11 protein-coding genes are annotated in these 12646 nt (G+C 61.4%); 6 read left to right on the plus strand and 5 right to left on the minus strand.

Translation table 11 applies throughout. From position 1 onward, the window contains the following. Both RWJ89_RS12695 and RWJ89_RS12700 read left to right on the plus strand, forming a co-directional pair. Entirely contained in the window at nucleotides 1-1857 is a 1857-nt protein-coding gene (locus RWJ89_RS12695) for a DUF2264 domain-containing protein (RefSeq protein ID WP_222011214.1), read from the plus strand. Then, nucleotides 1854-2864 carry a hydroxyacid dehydrogenase gene (locus RWJ89_RS12700; protein WP_316030988.1) on the plus strand — a complete coding sequence of 337 codons (1011 nt, stop codon included), beginning with the start codon at nucleotides 1854-1856 and terminating at the stop codon, nucleotides 2862-2864. Before RWJ89_RS12695 ends, RWJ89_RS12700 begins: the two co-directional genes overlap by 4 nt. A gap of 48 nt (nucleotides 2865-2912) precedes the next feature. On the opposite strand, the gene RWJ89_RS12705 is transcribed toward RWJ89_RS12700, so the two are convergent. From RWJ89_RS12705 to RWJ89_RS12725, 5 genes are all read right to left on the minus strand, one after another. Continuing rightward, nucleotides 2913-4190 (minus strand): Gfo/Idh/MocA family protein, encoded by a 1278-nt coding sequence (locus RWJ89_RS12705; RefSeq protein WP_168283264.1) that lies wholly within the window; start codon nucleotides 4188-4190, stop codon nucleotides 2913-2915. Nucleotides 4191-4232: 42 nt separating this feature from the next. Next, nucleotides 4233-5063 (minus strand): sugar phosphate isomerase/epimerase family protein, encoded by an 831-nt coding sequence (locus RWJ89_RS12710; RefSeq protein ID WP_168283263.1) that lies wholly within the window; start codon nucleotides 5061-5063, stop codon nucleotides 4233-4235. Nucleotides 5064-5087: 24 nt separating this feature from the next. Continuing rightward, the gene (locus tag RWJ89_RS12715; RefSeq protein WP_168283262.1) at nucleotides 5088-6251 is read right to left on the minus strand and encodes a dihydrodipicolinate synthase family protein; all 1164 of its coding nucleotides are present in this window, start codon (nucleotides 6249-6251) and stop codon (nucleotides 5088-5090) included. Nucleotides 6252-6254: 3 nt separating this feature from the next. Beyond that, nucleotides 6255-7403 (minus strand): Gfo/Idh/MocA family protein, encoded by a 1149-nt coding sequence (locus RWJ89_RS12720; protein WP_168283261.1) that lies wholly within the window; start codon nucleotides 7401-7403, stop codon nucleotides 6255-6257. Nucleotides 7404-7534: 131 nt separating this feature from the next. Then, nucleotides 7535-8212, minus strand: a complete 678-nt coding sequence (locus RWJ89_RS12725; RefSeq protein WP_131665430.1) for a TetR/AcrR family transcriptional regulator — start codon at nucleotides 8210-8212, stop codon at nucleotides 7535-7537. A 198-nt stretch (nucleotides 8213-8410) separates the two neighbouring features. Here RWJ89_RS12725 and RWJ89_RS12730 point away from each other — a divergent pair, with 198 nt between their 5' ends. Genes RWJ89_RS12730 through RWJ89_RS12745 form a run of 4 tightly spaced genes read left to right on the plus strand, consistent with a single transcriptional unit; the run spans nucleotide 8411 to nucleotide 12640 of the window. Then, entirely contained in the window at nucleotides 8411-9697 is a 1287-nt protein-coding gene (locus tag RWJ89_RS12730) for an ABC transporter substrate-binding protein (protein WP_131665429.1), read from the plus strand. Between the two features lie 6 nt (nucleotides 9698-9703). Then, on the plus strand, nucleotides 9704-10663 hold the full coding sequence (locus RWJ89_RS12735; RefSeq protein ID WP_131665428.1) for a carbohydrate ABC transporter permease: 960 nt from the start codon (nucleotides 9704-9706) through the stop codon (nucleotides 10661-10663). After that, on the plus strand, nucleotides 10656-11543 hold the full coding sequence (locus RWJ89_RS12740) for a carbohydrate ABC transporter permease (protein ID WP_003544261.1): 888 nt from the start codon (nucleotides 10656-10658) through the stop codon (nucleotides 11541-11543). Before RWJ89_RS12735 ends, RWJ89_RS12740 begins: the two co-directional genes overlap by 8 nt. Further along, entirely contained in the window at nucleotides 11543-12640 is a 1098-nt protein-coding gene (locus RWJ89_RS12745; protein WP_316030989.1) for a Gfo/Idh/MocA family protein, read from the plus strand. Before RWJ89_RS12740 ends, RWJ89_RS12745 begins: the two co-directional genes overlap by 1 nt. Nucleotides 12641-12646 lie beyond the last annotated feature (6 nt).

Here is a 12646-nt window from a genome sequence, read left to right on the forward strand (position 1 = left end):
ATGACCTATGATCCCGCCAGCGCCAACCCGCTCGCCGGCAATCCGCTGGAAACCCGCGCCGATATGAGCCGCGCCCTGCTTGCGCTCTTCGATCCGCTGCTTGCCTGTTTCTCGAACGGTAATGCCCGCGTCACCCTCAATGGCGGCGGCGCCCATTTCGACCGGGCGGCGGCCGATCTGGAAGGGTTCGCCCGCCCGCTCTGGGGATTGGCGCCGCTTGGCGCCGGCAACGGCGAATTCGCCCATTGGCATCGTTTCGCCGAAGGCCTCGCAAACGGCACAGACCCCGCCCATCCCGAATATTGGGGAACGGTCAATGGCCGCGATCAGCGGATGGTCGAGCTTGCCGCTCTCGGTTTCGCCCTGGCGCTGGTGCCGGAAAAGATCTGGGAGCCGCTCGATGCGCGCGCCCGCGGCAATGTCGTCGCCTATCTCAAGCATGTCAGGCAGTTCGATTATGCCGACAACAATTGGAAATTCTTCCGGATCTTCGTCGATATTGCGCTCGATCGTCTCGGCGCCGATTTCGACCGCAGCCTGACGCAGCAATATCTTGAGGAGCTCGAAGGTTTTTATATCGGCGACGGCTGGTATCGCGATGGAAACGTCCGCCGCATCGACCACTACATTCCCTTCGCCATGCATTTCTATGGCCTGATCTATTCGAAGCTCGTCGACGACGACTATGCAAAGCGCTACCGCGAGCGCGCGGTCCTCTTCGCTCGGGATTTCCGGCATTGGTTTGCCGCCGACGGGGCGACGATCCCCTTCGGCCGCAGCCTGACCTATCGCTTTGCCTGCGCCGGTTTCTGGTCGGCGCTCGCCTTTGCCGATGTCGAGGCTCTGCCCTGGGGCGAAGTCAAGCATCTCTGCCTCCAGCATCTGCGCTGGTGGAAGGATAAGCCGATTGCCGATCGCGACGGCGTGCTGTCGATCGGTTTCGGCTATCCGAACCTGCTGATGTCGGAGAGTTACAATTCCGCCGGCTCACCCTACTGGGCTTTCAAGGCCTTCCTGCCGCTGGCGATCGCCGAGGATCACCCATTCTGGACGGCGAAGGAGAAAGTGCCGGAGCAAGCACCTGACATCGTCTCGCAGCGTCATCCCGGCATGGTGATCATGCGGGCGGGCGGCGATGTCGTGGCGCTGTCTTCCGGCCAGGAAAACCTGCAGATGCGGTGCGGCACGGAAAAATATGCGAAGTTCGCCTATTCGGCCCGCTACGGCTTCAGCGTCGAGGCCGATGAGCGTGCCTTTGCGCTTGCCGCCTTCGATTCAGCGCTTGCCTTCAGCGATGACGGCCTGCACTACCGCGTGCGCGAAACGAACGAGGAAGCCAAGATCGCAGGCGAGGTGCTGTTTGCGAAATGGTCGCCTTTTGCCGATGTCGACGTCGAAACCTGGCTCATGCCCGCCGCACCCTGGCATATCCGCCTCCATAGGATCAGGACAAGCCGGCCGCTGCGGATTGCCGAAGGCGGATTTGCCATCGGCCGCCGGGATTTCGAGCTGGATACGCTGTCCGCTTCGGGTGGGATTGCCTATGCGGTCGGCGAAGCCGATTTCACCGGCATTCTCGATCTCGGCTCCTCGGTCAAACGTTCGGGCCTCGTCCAGAAGGCAATGCCCAACACCAATGTGATCGTCGCGAAAACCCTGGTGCCGCAGCTGCGCGGGCAGATTCCGGCCGGTGAAACCATCCTGGTGACGGCAGTGCTGGCACTTGACGATCCCGCCGCCCTCTCGTCTGCCTGGACGAGACCGCCGAAAGCGCCTGAGATTGCAGCGCTGGAGGCCCTGGTGAGGGAAAAGGGCGTGACGGTCAGCGCCATCGAAGCGCCCGGACAAATGCCATGAGCCAGCTGGCCATTATCCTTGCCATGCAACCATCGCGCACGCAGCATGTCCTGCCGGATGAGGTTCTGCGGCGGCTGGGTGGCATCGGTCGCCTGCTGGATTCCAAGCCGCTGCAGCGCTTCGACGACGAGCATGCGAGACGTCTGCTGGCTGAGGCGGAAATCCTGATCACCGGCTGGGGCGGGCCTTATGTCGGGCCTGAAATTCTCGCCGCGGCACCGCATCTGAAGTTCATCGTCCATGCGGCGGGCACGGTAAAGGGCGTCATCGACGACGCCATCTTCGAAGCCGGTATCCCGGTCAGCCATGCGGCCGAGGCCAACGCCGTGCCGGTGGCCGAATTCACGCTGGCGGCGATCATCTTCGCCGGCAAGCGTGTTTTTCGTTTCCGCGATCTCTATGTTGCCGACCGAAACCGTAACCGGACACATTTGATGCAGCGTGAAGCGATCGGAAACTACCGCCGCACCGTTGGCATCGTCGGCGCTTCGCGCATCGGCCGGCGCGTGATCGAGCTCTTGCGACCTTTTGACTATAGACTGCTGCTCTCCGATCCGACGCTTGATGCCGCCGAGGCAGCCGGCCTGGGAACAAAAAAGGTTGATCTCGACGAATTGATGCGGCAATCGGATATCGTTTCCCTGCATGCGCCGTCGCTGCCGTCGACACAGCATATGATCGATGCGCGAAGGCTGTCGCTGATGAAGGACGGCGCGACGCTCATCAACACGGCGCGCGGCATTCTCATCGATGAGGCCGCCCTGCTTCCGGTGCTGAAGACCGGCCGTATAGATGCGGTCCTCGACGTCACCGATCCGGAAATCCCGGAGGCGGGCTCTGCTTTCTACGATCTGCCGAACGTCTTTCTGACGCCGCATATTGCCGGCGCCATCGGGCTGGAACGGGCGCGACTCGGCGAGATGGCGGTGGACGAGATAGAGCGCTTCGTGACCGGCCAGCCGCTGCTTTACCAGATCCACCAGGCAAATCTCAAAAACATCGCCTGAGGCGTCGAGCGGCTTAGCAATTCAAGCAAAAGCCCGAGGGACCACGCATCAGCGCGATGTCCTCAGCGAATTTGGCGAACCGTCATTGGCAAGTTCAGGCATGAGATCGGCAATATCGACCACCTTGCCGGTGCGCGAGCTCTCCAGCGCGGCAATGCCGCAGAGCACCGACATGGCGCCTGCCCGCGTGCCGGCGCGTTGCGCAAGCTTGTCTTCCACTTCGGGCTTGAAGATCATGTTGCGCATCCGGTCGTCGCCGCCGTAATGGCCGCCGGTGAAATGCGGAACGACGATGCGCTCCACTGCCTCCTTACCATCAGGGAAATTGCGGATGAGCAGGATCGTGTCCTGCTTCGGCTCTTCCCAGGGCTGGGCTTCATACTGGCGAAGCTCGATGCGCCCTTTGGTGCCGTTGAAGGCAAGGTGATGGCCTTCGATCGGCTGGAAGGTGTTCAGCGAATAGGAGACATGGACGTTGTTGCGGTACCGGAGCGACACCACCATCGTATCGGGAATGTCGATGTCCTCGCGGAAGACGCAGCCGTCTCGGAAGTAGCCGTCGATCTTCGAGGGATCCTCGTAGAGTGAATCGAGGAAGGGATCGGCCTCGAGATCGAGATAGTAGTCGCATTCATGCGCGTGCGGACAGAGCTTGCAGCGTGGGCCGCGGAATGGGCCTTTGCGGCCGTAATTCTGCAGGTCGGCGAAGGAGGTGACGGAATCGGGATCGCTGTCGAGATACCAGTTCAGCAGATCGAAATGATGCGTCGCCTTGTGAACGAACAGGCTGCCGGAATTTTCCGTATAGGCATGCCAGCGGCGGAAGTAGTCGGCACCGTGCTTGGTGTTCAGATACCAATGAAAATCGACCGAGGTGACCCGGCCGATCTCGCCGGCATTCAGCAGCTCCTTGATCTTCGCAGCCGTCGGCGCATAGCGATAGTTGAAGGACACATCGACCCGGCGACCAGTGCGCTTTTCGGCATCCAGAATCCGGCGAATCTTTTCGACCGAGGTCGTCATTGGCTTTTCGGTAATGACATCGATGCCGGACTCCAGCGCCCGCACGACGATATCGTCATGCGTATGGTCGGGCGTACAGACGATGACGAGATCCGGCTTCTGCTCAGCAAGCATCGAATCGATGTTTTCGTAGAGCGGCGCATTGCTGCCGATCATGTTGCGGGCGCGTTCGCCGCGCAGCGAATTCTTTTCGACGATCGCGGTGAGGTCGACATGTTCGCGCCAGCCGGCAAGCAGATCCTTGCCCCACATGGTGGTGCCGCGGTTTCCCGTACCGATCAGGGCAAAACGGCGTTTCTCCATCGAATGATCCTCCTGCATGCGTGATGAAACTTTTAATGAAAATCAGGCCTGGCAGCAGCTTTTGAAGCGCTCGACGCAGGTGGCGATCACTTCGTCGGCCGGGCGTTTCCACCAGTTCTCGGCCGAAAAGATCTCCACCTCCTGAGCGCCGAGGAAACCGGCGGCCTCCACCATCCGTCTTATGCCTCTGAGGTCGATCACACCATCGCCCATCATGCCGCGGTCGAGCAGCATGTCCTTTGTCGGCACCAGCCAGTCGCAGATGTGATGGGCAAAGATGCGTTTCATGCGCCCGGCGCGGGCAATCTGGTTGGCAAGATCGGGGTCCCACCAGACATGATAGACATCGACCGCAACGCCGACATCCTCGCCGAGCTGCTCGCACATATCGAGCGCCTGACCGAGTGTGTTCACGCAGGCACGGTCGGCGGCATACATTGGATGCAGCGGTTCGATGGCGAGCTTTACGCCGGAGGCCTGCGCATGCGGCAGCACGGCGGCGATGCCGTCGAACACCATCTGGCGGGCTGCGACGATGTCCTTCGACGCGCCCGGCAGACCGCCGACGACGAGGACGAGGCAATCGGCTGAAAATGCCGCCGCCTCGTCGATGGCACGCCTGTTGTCGTCGAGGTTTTTCTGCCAGTCGGCATCGTTCGCCGCCGGGAAGAAGCCGCCGCGGCAAAGACCGGTCAGTTTGATACCGTTCGATTTGACGATCCGCACCGCCTCGTCGAGACCGACCTTGGCGACCTGGTCGCGCCAGGGCGCGATCGCGGTGATGCCGTGTTTCAGGCAGACGTCGACGGCTTCTGCAAAGCCGCATTGTTCGCGGATCGTCGCCAGATTGATCGAAAGTCCTTCGACCTGCATGTCATTCTCCTCCATCCGGTGTCTTCAGTTGACGCCGTGGACGGCGAGCACTTGGCGCATGCGGCTTGCGGCAAGCTCGGGATCGGCCAAAACCCGTGCCTTGTCGGCCAGACGGAAGAGTTCGGCCAGATGCGCCAGCGACCGTGTGCTCTGCTGGCCGCCGACCATGACGAAATGATCCTGGAGGCCGTTGAGATAGGCGAGGAAGACGACGCCGGTCTTGTAGAAGCGGGTCGGCGCCTTGAAGATGTGGCGCGACAGCGGCACGGTTGGCTCCAGCAGATCGAAGAATTCGTGGTTGCTCTTGCGGCCGAGCGCATCGAGGGCCGCCGAGGCTGCCGGAGCAATCGCATCGAAAATGCCGAGCAGGGCGTCGGAATGGCCCTCTTCGTCGCCGGCGATCAGTTCGGCATAGTTGAAATCGTCGCCGGTATACATGCGCACGCCTTTCGGCAGCCGGCGGCGCATCGCCACTTCCTTCTCCTTGGAGAGCAGCGAGATCTTGATGCCGTCGATCTTGTCGGCATGGGCCTCGATCACCTCGAGGCAGGTGGACATGGCTTCGATGTGGTCGCCGTTGCCCCAATAACCCTCGAGCGCCGGATCGAACATTTCACCGAGCCAGTGGATGATGACAGGTTCCTTGACCTGGCGGAGGATGCGGTCATAGACGCGGATATAGTCGTCCGGCCCTTTGGCGGCAGCGGCAAGCGCCCGGCTCGCCATCAGGATGATGCGGCCGCCGGCGGCCTCCACCGTTTCGATCTGCTCTTCATAAGCCCTGAGGATCGTGTCGACGGTGACGTCGGGTCCCGGCGTCAGATGGTCCGTGCCGGCGCCGCAGGCGATCAGCGCGTCCTTGCGGCCGGCCGCTTCGGCAAGCGCCCGGCGGAGGAGGTCGCGCGCTTCCGGCCAGCCGAGGCCCATGCCGCGCTGTGCCGTATCCATCGCTTCGGCAACGCCGAGGCCGAGATCCCAGAGCCGGTGACGGAAGGCGAGGGTGCGCTCCCAATCGATCGCCGGCGTCAGCCATGGATCGTTGTCGGCGAGCGGATCGGCGACGACATGGGCGGCGGCAAAGGCGATGCGCGGAAAGGCCTTGGCGTCGCGCTTCTTCAGTTCGATCGGCGTGCCGGTCAGCGTGTAGGGAACGATCTTGCCGTCGAGAGGGAGATTGATCGTCGTCACGGCTCAGAACTCCAGTGCGGGAACGTCGAGCCAGCGACGCTCGACCCAGGATTTCAGGCCGAGTTCGGCAAGCTGCACACCCTTGGCGCCGGCTTCCAGGCCATAGGGACACGGTGCGTCTTCGACGACATGGCGGATGAACATTTCCCACTGCGCCTTGAAACCGTTCTCGAAAGCCTGCGTATCGGGAACCTCGTCCCAGGTCTTGTAGAAGTCGATCGTCTGCGGCTGGTCCGGGTTCCAGACCGGCTTCGGCGTGTTGACGCGGTGCTGGCTCCAGCATTTCGTCAGACCGGCGACGGCCGAACCATGCGTGCCGTCGACCTGGAAGGTGACGAGGTCGTCGCGGCGGACGCGGACGGCCCAGGAGGAATTGATCTGCGCGATCGCGCCGCCTTCGAGCTCGAAGGTCGCATAGGCCGCATCGTCGGTGTCGCAGTCATAGGACTTGCCCTGCTCATCGATGCGGCGTGGAATATGCGTAGCACCGAGGCAGGATACGGCTTTGACTTCGCCGAACAGATTGTCGAGCACGTAGCGCCAGTGGCAGAGCATGTCGAGGATGATGCCGCCGCCGTCGCCCTTGCGGTAGTTCCAGGAGGGGCGCTGGGCCGGCACGCCCCAATCGCCTTCGAAAACCCAGTAGCCGAATTCGCCGCGCACCGAGAGGATCTTGCCGAAGAAGCCGGAATCCCTGAGCAGCGCCAGCTTGCGCAGGCCGGGCAGGAAGAGTTTGTCCTGCACGACGCCATGCTTGAGGCCGGAGCCGCGCGCCTTGCGGGCAAGATCGAGGGCCACCTGCAGATCGTCGGAGATCGGTTTTTCGCAATAGACATGCTTGCCGGCATCGAGCGCCTTGGACAGCAGCTCGGCGCGCATCAGCGTCGTGCCGGCGTCGAAGAAGATCGTGTCGTCGGGATTGGCGAGCGCGGCATCGAGATCGGTCGACCAGCGCTTGATGTTATGCTTCTTCGCCAGCTCTTCCATCTTGGCGCCGTTGCGGCCGACGATGATGGGGTCGATCTCGAGTTTCTCACCCGATTTCAGCGTGATGCCGCCCTGGTCGCGGAAGGCGAGAATAGAACGCACCAGGTGCTGATTGTAACCCATGCGGCCGGTAACGCCGTGCAAGATGATCCCCAAGCGTGCCATTTTTTCCTCCCAGCAAATTTTTGCGGCGGGAGCGGGCATCCTCGTCCGGTCCTCCCGAGCCGGTAACTAAACAGTTACTTGATGGCAGAAGAGCAACGCGGCTGTCAATAGTCAAATCCGATTTTACAAATTCAGCGCTTGATCGAGGTCAGCGTGACGTGGACGATATGCCTTTCCCAGGCATTGAGGTGGGTCGGTTCGATCAGGTCGCGGCCGAAGATCGTCGAAAGCGTGTACTGGTTGGACAGGTAGAAATAACCGAGCGAGGCGATCGTCAGGTAGACATGCAGGGGATCGGCGGTCTGGATGAAGACCCCCTGCTTCTTTCCCCGTTCGAGCACGTCCGAAAGCTCGCCGATCAGATGCGAATGCAGTTCCTTGAGCCGGACGGACTGGCGCAGCCAGCGGGCCCGATGCATATTTTCCGTGCCGAGCAGGCTGAGGAATTCCGGGTGCTGGAGGAAATAACGCCAGGTGAAGAGCGCCAGTTCGCCGATGCCTTCCTCGGGGCTGCGGTCGCCGATATGCAGCGCGCGTTCGGCGGTGCGGATGCCGACATAGGCTTCTTCGAGCACTCTGAGGTAGAGCTGCTCCTTGTCGCCGAAATAATGATAGAGCATGCGCTTGTTGGTGCCGGCGCGCTCGGCGATGGCGTCGACACGAGCCCCGCCCATGCCGTTTTCGGCAAATTCCCGGGTTGCCGCGTCAAGGATAGCAGCGCGTGTCCGCTCCGGATCGCGTTGGGCCGTGCGTTCGGCAGATGGGCGCCGCAACCTTTTCTTTTCCCCATTCCCCCCGCTGTCGTTCATCTCTCCACCTCCGTCTCACATGTTGCGCTCATAAGCCTTCGGTGCGAAATTGTAAAAACCGAATTTGAAAGCCCCGCGAGCGACACCGCTTGACACGCTCGCCGCTTTGCCCGTAGCTTGTAACCAATTAGTTATTTATGCAAGGGTAACTAGGTTCGGAAGCGTGTGGAGGCGCTTCCCTTTGGAGGAGGAAAAGAAATGACATTCCGTGTAAGCAGACGTAATTTCGTCGCGGGAGGCGCCGCGCTTCTCTCGCTCTCGGCGCTGGGAACCAGCGCTTTGGCACAGGAAACGCGACTGCGTCTCCTGTGGTGGGGCTCGCAACCGCGCGCCGACCGCACCAACAAGGTATCGCAGCTCTATCAGTCGAAGAAGCCGGGAACGTCGATCACCGGCGAATTCCTCGGCTGGGGCGACTACTGGCCGCGCCTTGCGACCCAGGTGGCTGGCCGCAACGCGCCCGATGTCATCCAGATGGACTATCGCTATATCGTCCAATATGCGCGGCGCGGTGCGCTCGCTCCGCTCGAATCCTATATGCCGGCCAAGCTCAACCTCGACGATTTCGACAAGGCGCAGATCGAAGGCGGCAGCGTCGACGGTCATCTCTATGGCGTCAGCCTGGGCGCGAATTCGGCGGCCACGGTCCTGAACACCACCGCCTTCAAGGAGGCCGGCGTCGATCTGCCGACCCAGGCGACCACCTGGGAAGAGTTCGCCCGCATGGGTGCGGAGATCACCAAGGCAGGAAAACGCAAGGGCATGTTCGGCATCGCCGACGGCAGCGGCAGCGAACCGCTGTTCGAAAACTGGCTGCGTCAGCGCGGCAAGGCGCTTTATACTGCAGACGGCAAGATCGCCTTCGACGTGGACGATGCCTCAGAATGGTACGACATGTGGGCCAAGTTCCGTGAGGCCGGCGCCTGTGTTCCTGCCGATATCCAGGCTCTCGACAAGAACGACATCGAAACCAACACGGTCTCGCTCGGCAAGTCGGCCGCCGGTTTTGCCCATTCCAACCAGTTCGTCGGCTATCAGGCAATGAACAAGGACAAGCTGGCGCTGACCAACTACATGCGCGTCAAGGGGGATTCGAAGGGCGGCCACTATCGCAAGCCTTCGATGTTCTTCTCGGTCTCCGCCCAGTCGAAAGCCATAGATATGGCCGTGGACTACGTCAATTTCTTCGTCAAGAACCCCGAGGCAGCGCTGCTTCTGGATGTCGAACGCGGCATTCCGGAATCGAGCGCCATGCGCGAGGTGGTCGCGGCGAAGCTTGATGAGAACGGCAAAGTTGCGCTGGCCTATGTCAGCGGCCTCGGCGATCTCGCCGGCAAATTGCCGCCGCCGCCGCCGGCCGGCGCCGGTGAAGCTGATCTGATGTTACGCAACATCGCCGAACAGGTCGGCTTCGGACAGCTGTCTCCTTCCGACGGCGGCAAACAGCTTGTCGCTGAAATCACGCAGATTCTCGCACGAGGCTGATCCCGTATGAGCAATGCGATGCGCACGCCCGCAGGGGCCATCAATGTGGAAAGATATCAGGGGGCCGTGGCCGAAGGACGCTTCAAGCGTCTCTGGAATGCCAATGCTCCCGGCTATCTTTTCCTTCTTCCATGGCTCATCGGCTTTTTCGGGCTGACGCTCGGGCCGGCCCTGATTTCGCTCTACCTTTCCTTCACCGACTTCGACATGCTTCAGTCGCCGCGGTGGGTGGGGATGGCGAATTACGTGCGCATCGCCACGGCGGATCCGAAATTTTCGGCCGCCATGTATGTCACCTTGACCTATGTCGTCTTCTCGGTGCCGTTCAAGCTGACCTTCGCATTGCTGGTCGCCATGGCGCTGAACCGCGGCCTGCGCGGGCTGTCGGTCTATCGTGCCATCTTCTATCTGCCGTCACTGCTGGGCGGTAGCGTGGCGATCGCCGTGCTCTGGCGCCAGCTTTTCGCCGGCGATGGCCTCGTCAATGCCGCGCTTTCGTATTTCGGTATCGAAGGTCCGAGCTGGATCTCGCATCCGAACTATTCGATCTATACGCTGGTGGCGCTGTCCGTCTGGCAGTTCGGCTCGCCGATGATTATTTTCCTGGCCGGGCTGCGCCAGATCCCGCAGGATATGTATGAGGCCGCCAGCCTCGACGGCGCCTCCAAGTTCCGGCAATTCTACAAGATCACGCTGCCGCTTCTGACGCCGGTGATCTTTTTCAATGCCGTCGTCCAGACGATTGATGCCTTCAAGGCCTTCACGCCGGCCTTCATCATTTCCGGCGGCACCGGCGGTCCGATCAACTCGACGCTGTTCTACACGCTCTACCTCTATCAGGAAGCCTTCGGCAATTTCCGCATGGGCTATGCCTCGGCGCTCGCCTGGATCCTGGTGGTGATCATCGCGATCTTCACCGCCTTCTCCTTCCTGACCTCGCGTTATTGGGTGCACTACGATGACTGAGATGACCGCTTCCGTCACTGCGGCCAGGCCGCCATCCGACATCACCAAACGCAGCCTGCCGGCGTCGCTCATCATCCACGCCCTGCTGATCGCCGCTTCGCTCCTCATGCTCTATCCGCTGTTGTGGATGGTTTCGGCATCGGTCAGGCCGGAAACCGAGATCTTCTCGTCGACCTCGCTCATCCCGTCGTCGATCGATTTCTCCTCCTATGCGCGCGGTTGGGTCGGCCTCGATGTCAGCTTCGGCCGGTTCTTCTGGAATTCGCTGGTCATCTCGCTGCTGGTGGTGACCGGCAATGTCATCGCCTGTTCGCTGACGGCTTTCGCCTTTGCGCGGCTGCGTTTTGCCGGCCGGAATTTCTGGTTCGCGATCATGCTCGGCACGTTGATGATCCCCTATCACGTGACGTTGATCCCGCAATATGTGCTCTTTCTCGATCTCGGCTGGGTCAACACTATCCTGCCGCTTGTCGTGCCGAAGTTCCTGGCAAGCGATGCCTTCTTCATCTTCCTGATGGTGCAGTTCTTCCGCGGCATCCCGCGCGAACTCGATGAGGCGGCGATGATGGACGGCTGCAGCGCTTGGCGCATCTACTGGAAGATCATGCTGCCGCTGTCGCTGCCGGTGCTGGCAACGGCCGCCATCTTCTCCTTCATCTGGACCTGGGACGATTTCTTCGGCCCGCTGATCTACCTGAACGACATGAACACCTATACGATCCAGCTCGGCCTGCGCACCTTCGTCGACTCAACCAGCGCATCGGATTGGGGCGGTTTGTTCGCCATGTCGACCCTGACGCTCGTGCCGGTGTTCTTCTTCTTCCTGTTCTTCCAGCGCCTGCTGATCGAGGGCATCGCAACGACGGGCATGAAGCGTTGATGGCGATGACGGGAAAGAGCGACATGAGCATCAAGACGGTCGCGATCGTCGGCTGCGGTATCGGCCGCTCCCACATCGTCGAGGGTTACCTGCCGCATTCCGACAAGTTCAAGGTCGTGGCGATTTGCGACCTGAATGAGCAGCGCCTGGCAGCGGTCGGTGATGAGTTCGGCATCGAACGACGCACCACTTCCTTCGCGGAATTGCTGGCCGACGACACGATCGATATCATCGATATCTGCACCCCTCCCGGCATCCATCTGGAACAGGTGGTCGCAGCGCTTGCCGCCGGCAAGCATGTCGTCTGCGAAAAGCCGCTGACGGGCTCGCTTGCCGCCGTCGATACCATCATGGAAGCGGAAAAGACCGCCAAAGGCGTGCTGATGCCAATCTTCCAGTACCGTTACGGCGACGGCATTCAGAAGGCCAAGCGGATCATCGACGCCGGTATTGCCGGCAAAGCCTATACCGCTTCGGTCGAAACCTTCTGGTTGCGCAAGCCGGAATATTACGCCGTGCCCTGGCGCGGCAAATGGGCGACGGAGCTCGGCGGCGTGCTCGTCACCCATGCGCTGCATCTGCACGACATGATGATGCATCTGATGGGCCCGGCGGCAAGGGTGTTCGGCCGCGTCGCCACCCGCGTCAACGATATCGAGGTCGAGGATTGTGCCTCCGCCAGCCTGCTGATGGAAAGCGGCGCCTTTGTCTCGCTTTCCTGCACGCTTGGTTCGCAGGAGCAGATTAGCCGGCTCAGGCTGCACTTCGAGAATGTCACTTTCGAGAGCAGTCACGAGCCCTATACACCCGGCAAGGACCCCTGGAAGATCATCGCCGCAAACGACGACGTGCAGCAGCAGATCGACAGGGTGGTTGGCGACTGGCAGCCGGTCGCGCCGCGCTTCACCACCCAGATGGGCCAGTTCCACGCTTTCCTCAGCGGCCATGCGCCGCTGCCGGTGACGACAAAGGACGCCCGGCGCGCGCTGGAACTCGTCACCGCCATTTATCAGTCTTCCGATAGCGGCGCCGACGTGCCGCTGCCGGTGGGTTCTGATAGTCCGAAATACGCCGATTGGCGCGCAAGAACGAAGTAACCGGTA

Source organism: Rhizobium sp. 10PS4, from assembly GCF_032464805.1.
GTDB classification, from domain to species: domain Bacteria; phylum Pseudomonadota; class Alphaproteobacteria; order Rhizobiales; family Rhizobiaceae; genus Rhizobium; species Rhizobium laguerreae.